This is a genomic window from Sorangium sp. So ce406 (assembly GCF_051474675.1).
Taxonomy (GTDB): Bacteria; Myxococcota_A; Polyangia; order Polyangiales; family Polyangiaceae; genus Sorangium; species Sorangium cellulosum_G.
The window spans coordinates 11,365,766-11,384,622 of sequence record NZ_CP150340.1 but is presented as its reverse complement, the minus strand read 5'-3'; the positions used below and the strand labels follow the sequence as shown (position 1 = coordinate 11,384,622).

The 18,857-nt window shown below is 71.3% G+C and carries 16 protein-coding genes; 8 read left to right on the top strand and 8 right to left on the bottom strand.

Annotated elements, in window-relative coordinates; all coding sequences use genetic code 11:
- The first annotated feature begins 2 nt into the window (after window positions 1-2).
- Entirely contained in the window at window positions 3-1,457 is a 1,455-nt protein-coding gene (locus tag WME96_RS42865) for a diaminobutyrate--2-oxoglutarate transaminase (protein WP_437287302.1), read from the top strand.
- Between the two features lie 127 nt (window positions 1,458-1,584).
- Here the strand turns inward: WME96_RS42865 and WME96_RS42860 are convergent, their stop codons facing one another.
- The 4 genes from WME96_RS42860 to WME96_RS42845 all read right to left on the bottom strand — a co-directional run bounded on the left by WME96_RS42860 (window position 1,585) and on the right by WME96_RS42845 (window position 7,755).
- Window positions 1,585-2,058, bottom strand: coding sequence for a nucleoside 2-deoxyribosyltransferase domain-containing protein (locus WME96_RS42860; protein WP_437287301.1), 474 nt, complete (start codon window positions 2,056-2,058; stop codon window positions 1,585-1,587).
- 68 nt (window positions 2,059-2,126) lie between these two features.
- Window positions 2,127-4,619 (bottom strand): helicase HerA-like domain-containing protein, encoded by a 2,493-nt coding sequence (locus WME96_RS42855; RefSeq protein ID WP_437287300.1) that lies wholly within the window; start codon window positions 4,617-4,619, stop codon window positions 2,127-2,129.
- Window positions 4,616-6,859, bottom strand: coding sequence for an ATP-binding protein (locus WME96_RS42850; protein WP_437287299.1), 2,244 nt, complete (start codon window positions 6,857-6,859; stop codon window positions 4,616-4,618). Before WME96_RS42850 ends, WME96_RS42855 begins: the two co-directional genes overlap by 4 nt.
- Window positions 6,856-7,755, bottom strand: coding sequence for a hypothetical protein (locus WME96_RS42845; RefSeq protein ID WP_437287298.1), 900 nt, complete (start codon window positions 7,753-7,755; stop codon window positions 6,856-6,858). The genes WME96_RS42850 and WME96_RS42845 overlap by 4 nt, the downstream gene beginning before the upstream one ends.
- A gap of 623 nt (window positions 7,756-8,378) precedes the next feature.
- On the opposite strand from WME96_RS42845, the gene WME96_RS42840 reads away from it, so the two are divergent.
- Window positions 8,379-8,585: a hypothetical protein gene (locus WME96_RS42840; RefSeq protein ID WP_437287297.1), complete on the top strand. Its 207-nt coding sequence runs from the start codon at window positions 8,379-8,381 to the stop codon at window positions 8,583-8,585.
- 215 nt (window positions 8,586-8,800) lie between these two features.
- Here WME96_RS42840 and WME96_RS42835 read toward each other — a convergent pair whose 3' ends face one another.
- Window positions 8,801-9,841 carry a lipase family protein gene (locus WME96_RS42835; RefSeq protein ID WP_437287296.1) on the bottom strand — a complete coding sequence of 347 codons (1,041 nt, stop codon included), beginning with the start codon at window positions 9,839-9,841 and terminating at the stop codon, window positions 8,801-8,803.
- A gap of 168 nt (window positions 9,842-10,009) precedes the next feature.
- Between WME96_RS42835 and WME96_RS42830 the strand changes: the two genes are divergently transcribed.
- The 3 genes from WME96_RS42830 to WME96_RS42820 all read left to right on the top strand — a co-directional run bounded on the left by WME96_RS42830 (window position 10,010) and on the right by WME96_RS42820 (window position 11,703).
- Window positions 10,010-10,501: a JAB domain-containing protein gene (locus tag WME96_RS42830; RefSeq protein WP_437287295.1), complete on the top strand. Its 492-nt coding sequence runs from the start codon at window positions 10,010-10,012 to the stop codon at window positions 10,499-10,501.
- Between the two features lie 219 nt (window positions 10,502-10,720).
- Window positions 10,721-11,311 (top strand): DUF6531 domain-containing protein, encoded by a 591-nt coding sequence (locus WME96_RS42825; protein WP_437287294.1) that lies wholly within the window; start codon window positions 10,721-10,723, stop codon window positions 11,309-11,311.
- A gap of 56 nt (window positions 11,312-11,367) precedes the next feature.
- Window positions 11,368-11,703 carry a hypothetical protein gene (locus WME96_RS42820; RefSeq protein ID WP_437287293.1) on the top strand — a complete coding sequence of 112 codons (336 nt, stop codon included), beginning with the start codon at window positions 11,368-11,370 and terminating at the stop codon, window positions 11,701-11,703.
- A gap of 476 nt (window positions 11,704-12,179) precedes the next feature.
- Here WME96_RS42820 and WME96_RS42815 read toward each other — a convergent pair whose 3' ends face one another.
- The 3 genes from WME96_RS42815 to WME96_RS42805 form a co-directional block, all read right to left on the bottom strand.
- Window positions 12,180-12,839 (bottom strand): NrsF family protein, encoded by a 660-nt coding sequence (locus WME96_RS42815; protein ID WP_437287292.1) that lies wholly within the window; start codon window positions 12,837-12,839, stop codon window positions 12,180-12,182.
- A gap of 7 nt (window positions 12,840-12,846) precedes the next feature.
- Window positions 12,847-13,461: an RNA polymerase sigma factor gene (locus WME96_RS42810; protein ID WP_437287291.1), complete on the bottom strand. Its 615-nt coding sequence runs from the start codon at window positions 13,459-13,461 to the stop codon at window positions 12,847-12,849.
- A 102-nt stretch (window positions 13,462-13,563) separates the two neighbouring features.
- Window positions 13,564-14,406, bottom strand: a complete 843-nt coding sequence (locus WME96_RS42805; protein WP_437287290.1) for a hypothetical protein — start codon at window positions 14,404-14,406, stop codon at window positions 13,564-13,566.
- Window positions 14,407-14,842: 436 nt separating this feature from the next.
- Here WME96_RS42805 and WME96_RS42800 point away from each other — a divergent pair, with 436 nt between their 5' ends.
- The 3 genes from WME96_RS42800 to WME96_RS42790 all read left to right on the top strand — a co-directional run bounded on the left by WME96_RS42800 (window position 14,843) and on the right by WME96_RS42790 (window position 18,819).
- Entirely contained in the window at window positions 14,843-16,255 is a 1,413-nt protein-coding gene (locus WME96_RS42800) for a spondin domain-containing protein (protein WP_437287289.1), read from the top strand.
- Between the two features lie 318 nt (window positions 16,256-16,573).
- On the top strand, window positions 16,574-17,488 hold the full coding sequence (locus tag WME96_RS42795) for a hypothetical protein (RefSeq protein WP_437287288.1): 915 nt from the start codon (window positions 16,574-16,576) through the stop codon (window positions 17,486-17,488).
- A 131-nt stretch (window positions 17,489-17,619) separates the two neighbouring features.
- Window positions 17,620-18,819 (top strand): winged helix-turn-helix domain-containing protein, encoded by a 1,200-nt coding sequence (locus WME96_RS42790; RefSeq protein ID WP_437287287.1) that lies wholly within the window; start codon window positions 17,620-17,622, stop codon window positions 18,817-18,819.
- Window positions 18,820-18,857 lie beyond the last annotated feature (38 nt).

Below are 18,857 nucleotides of genomic sequence, written 5' to 3'. Positions count from 1 at the left end.
CCATGCGTCTGTCTGCAGCTTCCAGTTCGCCTGTGTCGGACCATGTGCCGGCAGCCTCCAGATCACCCCTTCACGCGGGCCTCGCCGCTGAGCTGGGCGACCGCCACCGGCAGCGCACGCTGTACGAGCTGGGCGATCACCCCTTGCTCGAGCGGCAGCGGCAGCGCGAGTCGAACGCCCGCTCGTATCCACGTCGCCTGCCGCTGGCGCTGTCCCGGGCGCAGGGCGTCTATGTGGAGGACGTCGAGGGTCGCGTGTTCCTCGACTGCCTGGCCGGCGCCGGCACGCTGGCGCTCGGGCACAACCACCCGGCGGTCACCGATGCCCTGATGCGGACGCTGCACTCCGGCTTACCGCTGCACACGCTCGATATCACGACGCCGGTGAAGGACCGCTTCATGCAGGATGTGCTCGGCACGCTGCCGGCGACCTTCGCCCGCCACGCGCGCATCCAGTTCTGCGGCCCGACCGGCGCCGACGCCGTGGAAGCCGCGCTGAAGCTGGTCAGGCTCGCGACCGGGCGCAGCACCGTGCTCGCCTTCCAGGGTGCCTATCACGGCATGACGCAGGGCGCGCTCACGCTGATGGGCAACCTCGGGCCGAAGGCGGCGCTCGGCGGCAATCTGAGCGGAGTCCAGTTCCTGCCGTACCCATATTCGTACCGTTGCCCGTTCGGGCTCGGCGGCGACGCCGGCGTCGCGGCCTCGCTCGCGTACATGGATAACCTGCTGTCCGACCCGGAGAGCGGCGTGCCGAGGCCCGCTGCCATCATCGTCGAGCCGGTGCAGGGCGAGGGGGGCATGATCCCGGCGCCGGTGGCGTGGCTCCAGGGGCTGCGCGGGCTGGCGACGCGCCACGAGGTCCCGCTGATCCTCGACGAGGTGCAGACGGGCTTTGGCCGCACGGGGCGCATGTTCGCGTTCGAGCACGCCGGCATCGAGCCGGACGTGGTGGTGCTGTCGAAGGCGGTGGGCGGCGGGCTGCCGATGTCGCTGGTGGTGTATCACGAGCGGTTCGACACCTGGCGTCCCGGCGCGCACGCGGGCACGTTCCGCGGCAATCAGCTCGCGATGGCGGCGGGCTCGGCCACGCTGGCGGTCCTCCGCGCCGAGCGCCTGGACGTGGCGGCCGCGGAGCTCGGCGCGCGGCTCCAGCAGCAGCTCGCCGCCTACGCCGAGCGGTTCGCGTGCATCGGCGAGGTGCGCGGGCGCGGCCTGATGCTCGGCGTCGAGCTCGTGGACGCCGCGGCCGTGCCCGACGCGGTCGGGGCGCGCCCGGCCCACCCCGCGCTCGCCGCGCGCGTGCAGCGCGAGTGCCTGCGCCGGGGGCTCATCGTGGAGCTCGGCGGGCGCCACGGCTGCGTGGTGCGGTTCCTGCCGCCGCTCACCATCACGGCGGCGCAGGTCGACGAGGTGGCGAGGATCTTCGGTCAGGCGCTCGCGGCGGCCTCCGCGTAGCCGAGGGCTCGCTCCGCCGCTGCTTCGTGCAGAGTTGCGGGAAGAAGCAGCCCGTGCTGGCGCCGCCGGCGTCGGATGTCCCGACCTCGACGTTTCCCGCGCAGAAATCGGCCGTCCCGACCCGGTACTACCCGCCGCTCCCGCGCAGGAGCGCGCCCCGCACGGCGCGCAGGCCCTCGGGCAAGCTCGCATAACGCGGAATGGCATACCGCTCGCACACCACATCCACGTTGCCTTTCCGCCAGAACCCCTCTGGACAGACGACTTGCATCTTCCCGGAGCGCCCGAACAGGCCGAGCTCGAGCAAGCTGATCGGCGACCGTGATCCGGCCGCGAAGTACATCAGGATGACGTCGGCCTCTTCGAGCCCGCGGAGCTCCCACTCGACCTGCTCCACGAAGCCCGGATTGTCGAGGCTCTGCGCCCAGTCGGGCTCCCAGCGCTCGCGGCGCGGATTGAGGATCACGACGTCGAGATCGGCGAGTTCCTGCGCGACGCTCGCCTGCCAGGGCTCGGCCTGACCGTTGTCGATGGTCCCGGCAAGGAAGAGCTTTGGACCTCTCGATCCGTCGAACGGCCGTGGCGCTAGCACCTCGATCATGGGGAAATCCTCGCTGGTGAGAACACGTTCACCTCGCCCCCCGACCCTCCCCCCCGACCCTCGCTCCGTCACCCGCCCGCCCCGCGCAGCCCCGCCTCCGTGACCGCCCGCTCCACCCGGTCGGGCGACCACGCGCCGGCGTGCCGCGTGAACAGCGTCCTCCCCTTGAACGCGCGCCCCGCGAGCTCCGCGGGCATGTCGGGCCAGCGCGCCACGAAGCTCCCCTTCTCTGCCCCCTTGCGCGCGGCGACCCACGAGGGGGCCCCGCCCTCGTTCGTGAACCAGTCGATCACGCGGTCCACGTCCTGGGCCGCCTCCAGCCGCCCGATGAGCTTCGTGCTCGTGTTGCCGAAGACGTTGTAATCCACCGAGCGGGGGCTCTGGGTGCAGAGCAGGCAGCCCACGCCGTACTTCCTGCCCTGCGTGAAGAGCCGTATCAGCGGCTGCTTGGCGGGCGGCTTGCCGCCGCCGGCAGGGATCCAGTCGCGCGCCTCGTCGATGTAGAAGAGCAGGTTCACCCCGCCGCCGGTGCTCGCGTCGACCGTGGTGATCATCCAGCGGTAGAGCTCCGTCGCGAGCGCCGCGAGGAAGAAGTGCTTCTCGTCATCGTTGCTGAGCGCGTTCAGGTAAACGATGTTGAGCGGGACGCGCCCGGGCCTCGACGGCCGCAGCAGCTCGGTGAAGTCGAGGCGCGTCCCCCCGGTGAACAGCCGCGCCGACGGGCCCTGCACGAACGTGTTGAGCCGGCGCGCGAGCCGCTCGCGCTCGGACTTGCGGATCAGGCTGTCCACCTCGTCGATGCCGAGGTCCTCCGGGGCGCTGACGGCGGCCACGATGTCCCGGAGCCGCACCGGCGCCGCGCGCGGCAGGTGCCGCAGCACCTGGTAGAGGAACGTGCGCTGCGACTCCTCCTCGCCGCCGCACGCGCACAGGCTGACGAGGTTCGCCGCCACGGCCACGAGCAGGCCCTCCTCCTCCTCGGCGCGCAGCGCGGGGTTCGCGATGTGCGAGAGCTCGCTCGCGCTCGGGAGCCGCAGCGGGTCGAGGCAGAGCCGCAGGCCGTGCGAGGAGCCGGGCGTGAGGATGCGCGGCTCCATGCGCTCCTGGAGCTCCTCCCACGCGCGGCGCAGCGCCGGCGGCACGTCGTCGCGCGGGCGCGCCTCCATCATCTGGACGAGATCGCCCTGGGGATCGATCGCCAGCACGGGGACGCCGGCGCGCAGCGCCTCCTCGGCGATGATCTTGGCCATCCACGTCTTGCCGCTGCCCGCGGCCCCGACGACCGAGACGTGCGTCCGCAGCACCGCGGGATCCAGGCAGACCGGCGCGCCGCCGTCGTCGAAGCCGAGGAGCATGCCGGTGACGCCCGCGGTCCGGGCCTCCGGCGGCCGCGCGCCCGGCGGCGCCTCGGACCCGCGGCCCGGCGGCGCCTCGGGCCCGCGGCCCGACGGTGCCTCCGCGGGCGCCTTCTTCCCGCGGCCCGGCGCCGGCTCCGGGCGCTCGGCCGGCTTCACGACCGCCAGGGCCGCTTCGAGCTCGGGATCGTCGTCCACCATCGGCGCGTCGGCTGTCGTCTCGCCGGCCGCCGGCGCGCGGGCAGCGGCTGGCGCGCTCTCGTCCAGGCCGTCGCCGCGGGTGGCCTCGAGCGCCGTCCAGCGCCGATCCCACGAGCCCCTGTCCTTGTGGCCGAGCGCTGCGACGCAGGCCCCGGAGCGCTCGTGCTTGCAGCCATCGCAGTACGTGCGGTCGCCCGGCGGCGGCAGCCCCCCGGCGCCCAGCGCGTGGTCGGACCACGCCACCATGCTGGCGATGAGCTCGTACACCTTGGCGCGCTTCGCCTCGACCTCCTCCCAGCGCGCCTCCCGAACGCTCCGCGTCGGGTGGAGATAGAACACCGCCACGTCCGGCCTCGTGCCGTGCTGGTGGTGGTGCATCAGCGCGTAGGTGAAGACCTGGAACAGATCGCTGTTGGGAGAGGTCGCCGGCGTGAGCTTGTAGTCCACGATGCGGTGCTTCCCGAGCCGCGGATCGAAGTACACGTAGTCGATCGCCCCGGTCACGTGGACGTGGACGTCGTCCCCGACGTGGAACGTCACGTCGACCCGCTTGCGCGAGTCGGCGAAGAGCTGGTCCCTGAGCTCCGCGGCGGGCAGGCCGGCCGCCCTGGCGTGCACAGCGAGGCGCGCGAGCTCCTCCATGTAGAGCTGCACTGCAGAAATGAAGCCCAGCCGCAGCGGCACGGGGCGCGCCGCGAGCGCGTCGAGGTCGAGGCACGCGCCGTTGAACCAGCGCATCAGCGCCCGCTGGAGGCCCTCGGCGTCGCGGGCGCCCTCGAGCGCGCCGAGCACCTCGTCCGAGCTCCGCGCGGCGGCGTTGAAGCGCTCCACCGCGGTGTGGAACAGCGCGCCGCAGCCGGGCGCCTCGCCGCCCTTGCGCCAGATGCGGCTCACGACCTTCCGCCCGTCCTGCCGCTCGGCCGTGGCGCGCGTGTCGAACCAGTGGAGCCTCGGGCACGTCGCCGCGACGCGGAGCTGGGTCACGTTGACGTGGACGAGCCTCATTTCTTGCCCCGGAGCTGGACGAAGAGGTCGTCGTCCGTCGCCGTCGCGTGCACGTGGCCCTCGTCGTGGAGCGCCTGCGCCGTCTTCTTGATGTGCGACCAGGCCTCCGGGAAGCGCCTGTCCGACAGCTTCTTCCGGGACGCGAAGATCTGCGCGAGCTCCTTCGCCATCAGGCCGAGGCGCCACGATAGCTCGGCCATGATGTGCTCCCGCGTCTGCTGCGGATCCCACGGCTCGGGCGCCACCGAGTCCGTGCCGCCCTTCACGATCTCCTCGGTGAGCAGCTCGCGCAGCAGCGGGTGCGCGAGCAGCAGGCTCTGGCGCTGGAAGGACGCCATCACCTCGGCCTCGGTCACCTTGCGGTACTGCCCGCGCGGGTGCTCGATCTCGAGGTCCTGGCTCCTCGCGGCGCCGAGCAGCCCCACCAGCGAGTCGAGCTCCGCGTGCCCGGCGAAGTCGAGGTGGAGGTGGAGGAAGCGCTGCCGGCCCAGCTTGCAGAGCGCGTCGTACGCGGCCTTGCCGGCGCCGCCGAGCCGCAGCGGCCGGCGCTCCTCGTCGGTGACGAGGATGCGCTTGTCCGTGTGCTTCGTGTCGTCGGCCATGCGCTGGAGCGGCGTCCGCGCGCCGTGCCCGCTCGGCGCGCAGAGGAACGTCACGCCCGTGGTCACGGTCACCCCGTCGGCGCGCTTCTCCCTGGCCAGCAGGTGATACGCCGGGGCCTTGCCCCGCTTCTTCGCGGTGAGGTGCTCGATGCTCACGAGCGTCGAGGCGTTCTGGCCGGCGCACCTCGCGAGCAGGTGGTGCGTGAGGCTCGCGAGGTTGTCCTCGTCGGGCGGCAGCGACGCCTGCTGTAGCCGGCGGCGCATCTTGCCTTCCTCGAGCTTCTTCTTCACCTCGGCGTCGATGACGTCCTCGAGCTTCGCTGTCGGCGCCGGCGCTCGGCCGCCGTCGGGGCCGGGGCCGGGCCACTCCTTGAGCCAGCGCTTGCCGCCGACGGCGGCGAGCCGGTCCTGCTGCGCCTCCCAGCGGTCGCGCGCCCAGAGGATCGCGTCCCGCGGCCTTAGCTCCTCCACGCCGTCGAGGCGCTGCTCGAGCCACGCGCTGCCGAGCGGGAACAGCCGATCGCGCTTGCGCGCGGCGATGACCTCCTCGATCTCCTTCTCCTCGAAGCCGGAGAGCGCGGCGTCGAGCCGCCCCTCGAGGATGGCGCGGGCTTCCTCGGGCGAGATCATGTGCAGCTCGAGGATCCGCTCGGCGATCCGGTCCCACGCGGCCGCCGGGATCACCTCGCCGGTGCGCAGCGAGAGCATGGACTGCTTCACCCCGGAGACGATCACGACGAGGTGCTTCGCCCGGTCGAGCAGCGCGTGCGCGTACGACATGAGCGCGCGCACGGCGTCCCGATCGAGGTTGTCGACCTGGTCGAGGCAGAGCACGAGCGGGAGCTCGGCGAGGGCGCACAGGTGCGCGAGGACGTGGAGGACGCGCTCCACCGCGGCGTCGTCCGGGAGGGCGAGGCCGTCGTCTGCGGCGCCGGCGGCCTGGTCGAGCAGGCGCGCGCCGTCGAGCAGGCGCGCCTCGTCGGGCCCGAGCGTCTCGCCGGAGAGCCAGAGCACCGCCGCGTGCGCGCGCCGCTCGGCGGCGGCGTCGCCGAGGCTCCCGTGCGACGTCCCGGTGAGGAACGCGTTGAGCACGGGGATGACAGCGTTCTGCGGGTCGATCCTGGCGCCGAGCCGGGCCAGCGCCTCCTTGCGCGCCTCGATTTCCCTGGGCCCCATCATCATCTTGCGGCCCTTGAGCGCGCCCGACCTGATGAGGGCTCGGTTGAGGATGGTGTAGAGGCGCGACTGCGTGTAGTCGCTCCCGCGGTGCCCCGCGAGGTCGCTGACGGTCGCGTTGAGCACGTACCGGAGCATCCGCTCGGGCGAGGCGAGGATGTTGTGCAGGTAGACGACCGTGGCCTTGTCTTCCCCGGCCCACTGGAACAGCCGCGCGAGCAGGTGGCTCTTGCCGACGCCGGGCGCGCCGATGAGCAGCGCGCCGATGCTGATCGGCTCCTTCGCGGCGTCCTGCACGACGCGCGTGAGCTTGCCGAAGGCGTTCTTGTGGATCGACTCGACCGTGGCCTCGCCGCTCCCGACGTCGGTGATGCGGTGGCTGCGGAACGGGTTGGTGCCCCGGACGGCCGCGAGGAAGCGCTCGAATGTGGGCTCCTCGCTGCTCATGCGCTCGCTGGTCATGCGTCGTGCCTCCGGGCGACGTAGACGAGCAGGTTGCCGGCTTCGAGAATGCCGGCCTCGCGCTCGGCGTCGGCCATCTGGTGGTGGCGGCCGTCGGAGGGGTCGAGCGAGTAGCGGCGCTGGCGCCGGAGGGCGGCGAGCTCGGCGTCGAAGGCGGCGCGCGGGACGTCGGGAAGGGCCGCGCGGAGGGCGCGGAGGGTGACGTAGTTGAGGCCGCCGGCGTCGCGGTCGAGGGCGGTGAAGGCGGCGTCGAAGCGGGCGGCGAAGGGGGCGGCGGGGGCGCCGTTGGAGGGGGCCTCGCGGAGGGCGTCGGTGGGCGCCTTGCCGGCGCCGGCGGAGGCCGCGGGGTGGGCGCCGTTGGAGGCCGTGAGGCGCGGAGCGGCGTCGGGCGCGGAGGCGGACGTGGCCGCGGCGGGGAGCGCGGGCGTGGCGGCGGCCGGGAGGACGGCGTCGGCGAGGAAGAAGAACAGCGGTTTCTTTCCGGTCACGGCGCCGACGGTCCGGGGAAGCCGGCGCTCGGCGATGCGCTGCTCGAGCGCCGCCTCGAACGCGCGGCCCAGGGCAGGCAGGAGGCCCTTGGGGAGCTGCGCCAGATCGACAGCGGGGGCGTCGGGCGTGCGCGCCGACTGGAGCTGCAGCTCCAGGAGCCGATCGGACTGCGCGACGGCCTCCAGGTCGTCCGCGAGCAGCACGAGCGTTGTAGCGGGCCCTGGCTTCTTCTTGCCTCCCGCGGCGCGGGAGAGCAGCACGCGTCCTTCCGCGTCCCTGGCGCTCAGCGCCTTGAGGATCACCGCGGGCGTGTCACCGGTCAGCTCCGCGAGCCGATCGAGCGTCGGCGGGTACGACGCGCCGCCGAGCTGCTTCTGCGACTCGAGGACGCCGAGGAGCCTCGGCACCGGCGAGGGCGGCGGAACCTTCTTGCGCGCCGGAGCCTTCTGCCTCGCGGGAGCCTTCTCCTTCGGCGCGGCGGACTTGCGGGGCGCGGAAGCCTTCTTCGGCTCCTCGGCGCTGCTCTTCCTGGCTCGCGTCGTCTTCGTGGTCGTCGCCCGCGCGCGCGGGCTCGATGCGGCGTTCTTGTTCGTGACCCACCTCCCGAGCGTCCGAGATTACCCATGCGTCCTGTCCTGGGAAGAGGCTCCGTCCATCGCCCCATCGCAAAGGTCGAGGGTCTCGCGTATGACTGGCGCCGGACGATCAGATCGGGTGTAAGGCCCTGGCGCACTCCGCGGCCGAAGCGGGCTCGTGCGGAGAACGGTCACGGCTCTGGAGCGATGCGGGGTTCTCCCGTCGCTCGGCCGGGGCGCGACCGTTATCCGCAGCGCGCCCCGCGATGGCTCACCGTGCCTCCCGCTCGGCCGCTCAGCCCTCGCCCGGGAGTCAGCCCTGGCTCGCGCTCTGGTGTTGGTGCAGAAGCTCTGTCCAAGGGTCGCGGGGTTGGAGGGAGACATCTGCAGCGCGGAGATGGGGATCCGTCGACCACGTGCATGCGTATCCGTTCTGTAGACCCCATCCTCGCGAGGTGCAGGCCGTCGCCGGCGCGAGCCGGCCGAGCGGTGCGCGCGGCATCGGACCGGTGATCGCCTCAGGGCTGCGCGCGGTCGCGGGGCCGGTGCTCGGGGACCGCTCGGACGCAGCGCTGCCCGGCGTGGACGTCGCCATGGCCGGGCCGACGTCCACGAGCGCCGCATGGCAGCACTCGCCGACGTACCAGAGGGCGAGCTCGTAGCGATAGCCGTCGAAGACCAGCGCGCCGGAGCTGTCGAGCGTGGCGGAGCGCAGGACGGCCCACGTGTTGCGCCTGAACAAGAGCGGCCCCACGCCGAGCGGCATGGGCTCGACCTCAGCGAAGGGGCCGCCAGCGTGTGCGCGTGCTCGCTCAACAATGGCCCGGCGTACGGGGATAGGCTCTAACGTCCACTCGGCAGGACCTCGCCGGATCTCTCAGCCTGCCGGAGGTAGGGTGCTCATCTGGGAGCACTTCACGTAATTGAGAGGGGAATGATCCGTCCATGAGAGAATAAAAAGTCTCGTAAACGGGAGGTTTTTTGCCACGAACGAGAGCGCCGGGGGGACCCATCTCGTGAACGAAAAGACCTTGAGTGCGAAGTGGGAAAGACCGAGAACGTTTGCCGCGATCGCGGTGTAGGTCTGGGTGATGGGCTTTCCTCGCACCCACCCATCGGGCGCGCTGTGGTACACGTTTCCGAAGTGTTGGAATTTCCCCATCGAACGCGACGGCATGTGCGGTACGATATCGTTCTCGTAGACATGCATGAACGTGATGTCCGCGAGGTTGCGCGGGCACTGGTCCACGAAGATGGCGTCGCCGACCGCCGGTGCGCCGAACGTGTATAAACCGCAGAACCTTTTCCGGAACTCGTCGGAGTATGTCCCATCGGTGCGATCGGTCCAGAGTACCATCGTCATAAGGGCGGCCATGGCGCCTCCGAGGCTATGCCCGGTGACGAAGACCGCATCGAGGTGAGGCGACCCGGTGATGTTGAGTTTGTCGCGAATCTCATTTCCAAGCCACAATACGTTTCGTAGAAAACCTCCGTGAACGTGACCATAGTCCCCGAACTGCATCGTTTCGACGCTCGCGTTGACCATCCAGTCGAGAGCCTTCTGCCAGGATGTCCCCCGGAAGATGAGGACGCCGATCCTCTTGACTTCGTCTTCAAATATGACGTCGAATTTGACGATGTATGCGTGCGCATTTACGACGAGCGCATCGTTGGTCAGGCGAATTGCGGTGCATTTGCTGGTGACTCGGGAAGGATCGAACATCCGCTTCAGTACGAGCTCAAAATCGTCCAACTCAGCATACGACCACGCTGAAAGCTGCGCGAGTAAGTACGATGCGTCGGCAAAATGTTCTAACCTGCGGGGCTTGTCCGGCGACCCGGCATCGCCGAGTATTAGCGCAAGCGACTTGACTAGATCGGTGAACGCCGCCGGCCTTTGTATCGATTGCAGAGCCATACGCGCCGCTCCTCATGGTTTCCAAATTTTGCCGACCTATCGGATCCTCTCCCGTGGGATGAGGTAGGCGATGTGGGCTCAAGCCCCACCCACGCGATCTCGTGGTGCTCCGAATGACCGGCTGCAAGGCGGGCGAGGTCTTCGAGGACCCCCCAACGGCTGCGGTCGATGGTCATCGCCAGCCGGATTCCTGTCGGAAAGTGGCACGAACACCTCGGAGATCCGACGATCGCCGACGCCGTGCTCGACCGCGTCGTCCACAACGCGCATCGCATCACGCTGAAGGGCCCCTCGCGCCGCAAGGGCAACGAGACCACCGCCCTCGACGCCCACCACGGCGTGCGCGCCGTCCGCATGCTGTCGCGCGGCGGGCTCATCGGCACCGTCGTCCACCAGACCGACGTGCTGCGCGCCGCCCTCGAGATGGCCGCCACGTCGTTCGTGCGCTGCCACAACCATCCGAGCGGCGACCCCACACCCCACCGACGAGGACGTCGACCTGACCGACGCCGTCGAGCACGCCGCGCACCTCATCGGCATTCCCCTCGTCGATCACGTCATCGTCACACCCTCAGGGCGCTTCTCCTCCGTGTTCCACCGCTGAGGCCGGCCCGCCTGACGCCGGGCCCGCACGACGCCGGCCAGGTCGGAAGATGGTGAAGCGACGCGCATCCTCCCCGCAGATGGACGGCGCGGTCGACGGGCCCCCGGCTACCGAAGCTGAGGACGCCACGGAAGCATGTGCTCGCCACCCACACCTCAGCCCGGCGTCCGCTCCGTTCCGCCAGCTCGAGAATGCGAGCCATGCTTGCCACTCTGCCATCGAGCCAGCCTTCGCAACCGGCTTGACCCCTTGCAGCACCCGGCCATCATGGCGCCATGGCGCGCACGGCACCTGTCCCGAACATCCCCGCCATCCCCGGAATGAACCCGGGAGTCTTCATCCTCGGCGGCGGCGGTGGTGGCGGGGGCTCCGACGGCGCCGGAGGCCGCGGCGGCAAGGGCAGACAGGGCGCGGGAGGGAGCAACGGCGGAAAGAGCGCCTCCGGCGGCGGCAAGGGAGCGCTCGATCCGCAGCGTTATCCGCTATGCGGCACCAAATCCCATCCCGTCGACGTCGCCACCGGCCGCGCCTTCACTCATCCGAGCGTGATCGTCGAGCTGCCAGGCCCCTTGCCCCTGCGGCTCACGCGCTCCTACAGCTCCACGGCATGCGAGCGCGACGTCGGCCTCGGCTGGGGCTGGGCGCATGCTCTCGGGTGGCATATCGAAGAGCGCCGCCGCACGCTCGTCGTCAACCCCATGACGGACCACAATTTTCACACGTTGTGTCGATTCGATTCGCCGGTTGGATACGCCAACGGCGAACCGACCCGCTGGCTGAGAGCAGAGTACGCATCTGGAAGCATCCACGGGCACCCGCGGCCTCTATCGGAGGTCCGCAAATTCATCCCCGACGCCGAACCATGAGAGCTTTCCGAATCGCCCCCCTCCAGTCGTTACGCATCCCGACCGGGTGGAGTATCGTGGTCAACAACCTGTGCGAGATCGACCCGCCGCAACTCGAGGCGCGGGACGATCCACGGTGGGAGTACCTCGAAGAGGATCTGCTGGCACTGAGGCATGAGCTGCTCGGCGCCACGCTGGACGCAGGCTGGTATCCGTCGATGGATCCCGACGGCGCCTTCAAGGCGGAGCTCTTGGTGGGCGATGATTGGCAGTCGCCGCTCTCCACCCTGGAGACGCGCAGCCTCCCCGAGCTTGCTGCTTGGATCGAGGCGCGGCTTCAGGACACACACGCGATTGAGGTGGAGGTGGCTCGCAGGCGCAAACTCGAATCGAAGGGTGGCTCGCGGCAATAGCGCCGCCTCTTCGCCCGCTCCCTCACCCGCCGTCGGAGGTGGCCGCGATGAGCCGCGCCGCGCAGGGCGCCTCCGCGACGGGAGGATCCCTTGTTGAACGCGATCTCCGTGTATCTGGGGGGCGGTAGGCGCACGCTGATACGCGACGGGGCCACGCGGTACACCAGCACGGGAGGATGGTGTTTATTCTCATCCAGCCGCTGGCGCCGGTGTCCCTCGAACACCGTCAAGATCCGGATGTCCTCATCAGCGGCGCGGTAGATGATTCGATAGGACCGCAGGAATACGTCCCCCCCCGGCTCCCGCCTGCCGCGAGGCACGCCTGCCGCAAGGCAAGGCATCACGCTTCCCCGATCCCGACCACCGCTGCCATGACCCGGCCCGCCAGGTCGCGGCGAACAGTCCGCAGCTGTCGTAGGCGAGCTCCACACGAAGGCCGGGGGAGGATCCGAGCGTGACGCTCGAGGACCGTGATGTCAGGCCCGCCCGCCCAGCGCCCCGGCGGCCGCGCCGAGGAGCGCGCCGGCCGCGATCGGCAGGCCGTGCGCGAAGGTGACGTGGAGGAGGTCGTCGTACGCGCAATGCGCCTGGATGCCGATCACCGCCCCGAGCGCGCACAGGGCGCCGATCGCGGCGCCGCGCCATGCCGGAGCCGAGAGGAACGAGCGGCGCAGCACGAACGCCGCCAGCGCGAGCGGCAGCAGCGCCATGCCGAGGCCGATCGCGCTGCACCGGAGGTGCGACCTCGGGGACAGCGGTCCGTCGGCGAGGCCCGACGTCGCGACGGCCGCGGCAAGGAACCCGACCGGCACCGCGGCGACGAGCGCCTGGAGCGCCCTCACGCCGGCCGGCAGACCCCGGTCACGCGGCGCCAGCGCGAGCCGCAGGCCGAGGCCGGAGAGCAACGCCCAGAGGGCGAGCGGGATCGCGACGCGGGGCGCGCCGAGATCGGCGCGGAACCCCGCGATCCAGGTCAGGAGCAGGACCCAGGTGAGCCCCGCGAGCACCGCGCTCACGACGCGGCGCTCGCGCGCGGGCCGCGTGAGCGACGGCTCGGCCGGCGCCGCCATCACGGGCGGCGGGCGGTCGGCGAGGTGGCCCGCGGGATCGGGGATGTCCTCGAGCCCTTCCAGCAAATCGCGCTCATCCGCCATCGGCACCTCCCCGGACGCGTCCCGGAGCCCCCTTCCCGGCCTCGGGCCGCCGCTTGATCTCTTCGAGCTCGGCCCGCAGCGCCTCGTAGGCGCGGAACGCGCGGAGCTTCACCGCGGTCGGGGTCGCGCCCAGGATGGCCGCGGCGTCCTGAACGCTCAGCCCCTCGTAGCGGAGCAGGATGAACGCCTCGCGTTGCGCCGCCGGGAGGCTCGCGAGCACCCGCTCGACGGCCCGCGCTGTCTGCGAGGCCATCGCGAGGGCCTCGGCGTCAGCGCCGCGCGTGTCCGGCGGCTCGGCGCCCGGGTCGCTCGGGAGGCGCTCGGCGCTGCGGTGCCGCTCGGCGCGCGTGTGATCGAGGTAGACGTTGCGCGCGATGGCGTAGGCCCACGGGGTGACGGCGCCGCCGCGGGCGAAGGTCGAGCGGGCGCGGTGCATCCGCAGGAACGTCTCCTGCGTCAGATCGCCCGCGAGCGTCGTGGAGCTGCACATGCGGGTGAGGTACGCGAGCAGGCGCGCGTGGAGGGCGCGATGCACCTCGGGGAAGGCGCGGGCGTCGCCGCACGCGTACCGATCCATCGCGGTGTTCAGAGCGAGCTCGTCCATCGTGAGCCAGCGGCATCACCCGACCCTGGCTCGCCGGTCCATCTCAGACCCGCCACGGCGCCGCAACGGCTCATCGCGCGGCGAGGCGCGGCGCGGGCGCCCTCACCTCGCGACGTCCTTCGCGGGGGCCGCGGCGCTGGCCGGCGCCATGGCCCCCGCGGTCGCGGTGAACTCCAGGGACACCATCGCCTCCTTGGCGACCTTGGGCGACAGCACCTCCAGCGTCTTCTGGGCGAGCTTGCCGAACGCCTCGCGCGGGCGGACGTCGTGCTCGGCGAGCCCGACGGCGAACGGCTTCACGGTCTTCACGGCGACGGCGGCGGGCCTGTCGCCCTCGTACCTGAACGTGGCCACGAGCTCGACGGTCTTCGGGGTCTGCCGCTGGTGGAGGAGGAGATCGCCGGACGCCGTGACGGTGATGCTCCGCTCCGGGCCGGACAGCTTCGAGAGGTCCTTCTCGCCGGAGGTCGAGATCGACTTGATCGCGAACTGGGCCTTTGCGTTCTTCTCGCGGACGTCCGGCGGCGTGTCGGTCGAGATCTCGAGCCACGTGCGCGCGTGCTCGTTCTGGAGATCGCTCTTCTTCTCCTCGCCCGGCTTGCCGTCGTCGCCCACGCCGGTCTGGAGCAGCTCGAGGGGGGAGATATCGACCGTGATCAGGCCCGTCGTCCTCGTGATGTCGGAGGGATCGACCTGCAAGGTCCCCTCGGCGGAGCCCTCGATCCGCCCGCGGATCTTCTCCTTCGGCGCGTCCATCATGAGCTCGACCTTGCTCCCCGCCCTGTCGATCGCGAAGGTCGCCGCGGCGGGCGCCTTCGCCTCCGGCGCCTTGAGCTCGGTCGCGGCGGGCGCGAGGGGCGCCTTCTCTTCCTGGCACGCAGCCGCGCTCGCGCCCGCGATCGCGAGCACCGCGAGGAGCAGGGTCCTTGTCGAGATCGTCTTCAAGCTCGCCTCCTGGATTGCTGTGGTCGAGGCGCGCCGCCCGTGGCCGCCGCGATGACTCCGTCGAGTTGAGCAGGAAGGAGGGACGGCGGGGAGCCGGAAGAGCGGCGCCCATCGGTACAGACCCGCATTGGCACGAGGAGGGCGCCCGACGCGATCGGCCCACGCGCCCGAGGCGACTACCGGCCGCGCTAGAAATTTCCTCCCGAGCGCGATCGTGCAGGCGCGTGTGAGGGCCGCGAAACCGACCTGCTCCCAGCGCGTAGCACCATCGAACGACGCGCCACGGGCCATCGCGGGCCGAGGCGGGCGCCATGCGGGCGCCCGCGGCCGCTCCGGTCTCCGGGGCGCGTCGGAGGAACGATCGCTGCCACGCGGCTCGCCGCGGCGGGGGCGATCCATATCGCGTCATCTCATTCACCCCTTCTGGAGAAACGTCATGAAGATTCGGAGTCGCGCGCTGTCGGCCCTGCCCCTCGTCCTCACCCTCGCCGCTGCGTGCAGCGATGGCGGAGGCGGCGATACCGCCGGCGCCGGCGGCATGGGCGGGGGAGGCGCCGGCGGGTCCGCTGGCGGGGATGCGGCCGCGAGCTTCGATGTGACCATCGAGAACGTGACGCCCGCGCGGGATTACCGGGTGGCCGGCGTGTTCAACACGCCCGTGGGCGAGAGCATGCCCGGGCCGCTCTTCCCCGGGAAGAGCTTCGAGTTCCGCGTCGGCGCGCTGCCGGGCGACAGGCTGTCGTTCACGACGATGTTCGGGCAATCGAATGATCTGTTCTACGCGCCCGATGGCGCCGGGATCGCGCTGCACGACGAGGCGGGCAACCCGGTGAGCGGGGACGTGACCGACCAGGTCGCGCTGTGGGACGCGGGCAGCGAGGCCAACGAGGAGCCGGGCGCAGGGCCGAACCAGGCGCCCCGGCAGGGCGCCGCGAACACGGGCGCTGCGGACCCGGACAACACGGTGCGGCTGGTGAAGGATGGCTATACCTACCCCGCTGTCGAGGAGGTCATCCAGGTGACGGTGACCCCGGAGCCGGGCAACGAGTTCACGATCCGGATCACCAACATGTCGGAGGTCGGGACGCTGATGCCCGAGGGCGGGGAGCCGGCCGCCGTGCCGCTGTCGCCGGGGCTCTTCGTGGTGCACACGACGGACGACCCGCTGTTCGTGGTCGGGCAGGCGTACCCCGGCAACGGGCTGGAGGCGCAGGCCGAGGACGGCAACCCGATGATGCTGCACGAGGGGGCCATGCCGCGCGCGGGGCTGACCTCGCCGGCGGCGCCGGGCATCGCGGTGGTGCATGGGGCCGTAGCGCCCCTGTTCAGGTCGGGCGAGGCGGACCGGGGCGAGGGCCTCGAGATGCTGGCCGAGGACGGGAACCCGGCCACGCTCGCGGCGTCGCTCGAGGCCGAGGTCGGGGGCGAGCGCGGGATCTCGTCGGTTCTGGTCTACAACACGCCCGTGGGCGCCTCGATGCCGGGGCCGCTGCTGCCCGGCGCGAAGTTCAGCTTCACGGTGACCGCGCGGCCCGGCGAGCGGCTGACCTTCGCGTCGATGCTGGGGCAATCGAACGATCTGTTCTTCGCGCCGAGCGCGGAGGGGATCGCGCTGTTCGACGCGAGCGGCGAGCCGGTGAGCGGCGATGTCTCCGACCAGGTCTCGATCTGGGACGCGGGCACCGAGGTCAACCAGTGGCCCGGCGTGGGCCCCGACCAGGCGCCGCGCCAGGCAGGGCCGCAGATGGGCGCCGACGATCCCACGGACCAGGTGCGCCCCGTCGATGACGGCTATCTGTATCCTGCGGCGAACCAGATGCTGAAGGTGACCATCACCCCGGCGCGGTAGCGGCAGCGCGAGCGACGGCAAAACCATCGCATCACGACGATTGACGCTCACACCGGCGGCAGGGCGCACATACCCCGCCGTCCTGATGCCTGGCTCCGGTCCGGCATGGCGCTCATTGCCTCCGGACCACCGGGATGCCGCGCAATCAGCAACGATTTCCGCACGACTCACAGCACCTGCAGGCAAGTGCTTGCTAAGCAATGAGGCATTACGGACATGACTCGTTGCTGGTGACATCTTTTCGCGGATCATTCAATTCGTATCCCCCTATCGATCTGCGGTGGACACGCTGCGATGATGGATTAGAGTCGCACGCCGATGCACAACAGCTCTGACCAGTTCGCGAAGAACTTGTTGCGCGACGGGCTGAGCCTCGTCTCGGCGGCGCAGACCGAGGTCGAGGTGCTGGCGGCGACCCAGAAGATCGATGTCTTCAGCGTGCCTGATCCAGCGCGGGACGCCGAGCGCGCCAGCATGGGCCTGCTCGGCGAGCTCTCGGCGGAGCCGAGCCTGTTCGAGCCGTTCCACGGCACGCCGAGCCTCCGGCAGGTCCGGCGATGCCTGCGCAAGCAGCTCACGTGGCACCACGAGCTCGAACGCCGCGCCCGCGCTGCAGCCGGCTCCGCTGCACCAGACGACGACGCCGACGCGCCGCAGCAGCCGGCGGTGGACTTCCCTGCGCTGGTCGTCATCGGCCGGGGGCGTCCGGAGACGGTGCTCGACGCCTACCGGTGCGAGCCGGTGCAACCAGGCGTCTACCACGCCGTCCCGGGCCTGGTGATGCGTGTCATCGTGCTCGCCGAGCTGCCCCGGACGCGCGCGACGCTGCTGCTCCGGCTGCTCGGCTCACGCCGCGTCCTGCGCGAGGCGCTGGCCGATCTGGCCGCACTGCCCGACGACGCCTGGGAGAAGAGCGTCGCCAAGCCGCTGCTGGTACACTTCCGGCTCGGAACCAACGAGCCGACGACCGACAAGGAGGACGACGTGAGCGCAGAGATCCGGGCGTGGTTCGAGGAGTACGAGAAGAACCTTCGGGCCGAGGCGCGAACGGAGGGGCGCGCCGAGGAGGCGGCGCGGGCCGTGCTGACCGCGCTTCGAATTCGCGGCATCGCCGTGCCGGACGCCGCGCGGGAGCGCATCCTGGCCGAGAAGGACCCGGAGACGCTGGAACGGTGGCTCGAGCGGGCCGTCGTCGCCGCGTCGCTCGCCGAGGTGCTCGACGGCTTGAGCTGAGCGACGCTGGCAACGACGGGCGGCGGTAGGGTCCACCCAGCCTCGTCGACGCCAGCGCAAGCCGCAAAGGTCGGGCCCATGGCGAGGGTCGCGCGCTCACGTCCGGCATGACGCGCTAGAGTCCGCGCCCGATGAAGGACACCCTCACCGCCGCCGCGGCGCGGCGCATCGCGCTGGCGGCGCAAGGCTTCGGTGGACCGCGGCCGGGACCCGACACGACGCGACGCCAGCTGACGGGGCTGATCGAGCGGCTCGGGGTCGTGCAGCTCGACTCCGTGAACGTGGTCTCGCGTACCCACTACCTGCCGGCCTTCTCGCGGCTGGGCGCCTATCCGCGCCCGATGCTCGAGGAGCTGGCCTGGGCCCGCAAGCGGCCGCTGTTCGAGTACTGGGCCCACGAGGCCTCGCTGCTGCCGCTCAGCATGCAGCCCCTGCTGCGCTGGCGGATGGCCGACGCCCGCGAGGGGGTCGGCGTGTGGAAGGGCGTCGCCCGCTTCCTGCGCGAGCACCGGCCGGTGGTCGACCGCGCCCTGGAGCAGATCCGCGAGCGGGGTCCCCTCGCCGCTTCCGAGCTGGAGAGCAGCAAGAAGGGCCAGGGCGGCTGGTGGGGCTGGAGCGACGCGAAGCGCGCCGCAGAGTGCCTGTTCTGGACCGGCGAGCTGACCACCGCCACCCGGCGCGGCGCCTTCGAGCGGGTCTACGGCCTGCCGGACAAGGTGCTGCCCGGCGCCGTCCTCGAGGCGCCGACGCCGGCGCGCGAGGACGCCCAGCGCGCGCTGCTCCGCATCGCCGCCCGGGCCATGGGGATCGCCACCGAGCGCGACCTGCGCGACTACTTCCGCATGGGCGTGGCCGAGACCAGGGCCCGGGTGAGCGAGCTGGTGGAAGCCGGGGAGCTGCTGCCGGTGAGCGTGAAGGGCTGGCGCGAGGCCGCCTTCCTCGATCCTGCCGCGCGCCGGCCGCGCCGGGTCGAGGGCGACGCGCTGCTCTCGCCGTTCGACAACGTGATCTGGTTCCGCGAGCGGACGGAGCGGATGTTCGGCGTGCGGGTGCGGCTGGAGATCTACACCCCTGCGCCGAAGCGCACCCACGGCTACTACGTCCTGCCCTTCCTGCAGGGCGAGGCGATCACCGCCCGCGTCGACCTGAAGGCCGACCGCAAGGCCGGCGTGCTGCTCGTCCAGGCCAGCCACGCCGAACCCTGGGCAGACGACGAGACGCCGGCGCGGCTGGCGGCGGAGCTCGAGCGAATGGCGGGCTGGCTCGGCCTGGAGGCGGTGCGGGTCGAGCCAAAGGGGGATCTGGCCGCGAGCCTTGCAGGCGCCCTATGATTTACGCTGCCTGACGACGCCTGGGAGAAGAGCGTCGC

Excerpts from the sequence above, each read along its gene's own strand:
- WME96_RS42865 (WP_437287302.1), top strand. The coding sequence starts at position 3 with ATGCGTCTGTCTGCAGCTTCCAGTTCGCCTGTGTCGGACCATGTGCCG.
- WME96_RS42860 (WP_437287301.1), bottom strand. The coding sequence starts at position 2,058 with ATGATCGAGGTGCTAGCGCCACGGCCGTTCGACGGATCGAGAGGTCCA.
- WME96_RS42855 (WP_437287300.1), bottom strand. The coding sequence starts at position 4,619 with ATGAGGCTCGTCCACGTCAACGTGACCCAGCTCCGCGTCGCGGCGACG.
- WME96_RS42850 (WP_437287299.1), bottom strand. The coding sequence starts at position 6,859 with ATGACCAGCGAGCGCATGAGCAGCGAGGAGCCCACATTCGAGCGCTTC.
- WME96_RS42835 (WP_437287296.1), bottom strand. The coding sequence starts at position 9,841 with ATGGCTCTGCAATCGATACAAAGGCCGGCGGCGTTCACCGATCTAGTC.
- WME96_RS42830 (WP_437287295.1), top strand. The coding sequence starts at position 10,010 with ATGGTCATCGCCAGCCGGATTCCTGTCGGAAAGTGGCACGAACACCTC.
- WME96_RS42825 (WP_437287294.1), top strand. The coding sequence starts at position 10,721 with ATGGCGCGCACGGCACCTGTCCCGAACATCCCCGCCATCCCCGGAATG.
- WME96_RS42810 (WP_437287291.1), bottom strand. The coding sequence starts at position 13,461 with ATGGACGAGCTCGCTCTGAACACCGCGATGGATCGGTACGCGTGCGGC.
- WME96_RS42800 (WP_437287289.1), top strand. The coding sequence starts at position 14,843 with ATGAAGATTCGGAGTCGCGCGCTGTCGGCCCTGCCCCTCGTCCTCACC.
- WME96_RS42795 (WP_437287288.1), top strand. The coding sequence starts at position 16,574 with ATGCACAACAGCTCTGACCAGTTCGCGAAGAACTTGTTGCGCGACGGG.
- WME96_RS42790 (WP_437287287.1), top strand. The coding sequence starts at position 17,620 with ATGAAGGACACCCTCACCGCCGCCGCGGCGCGGCGCATCGCGCTGGCG.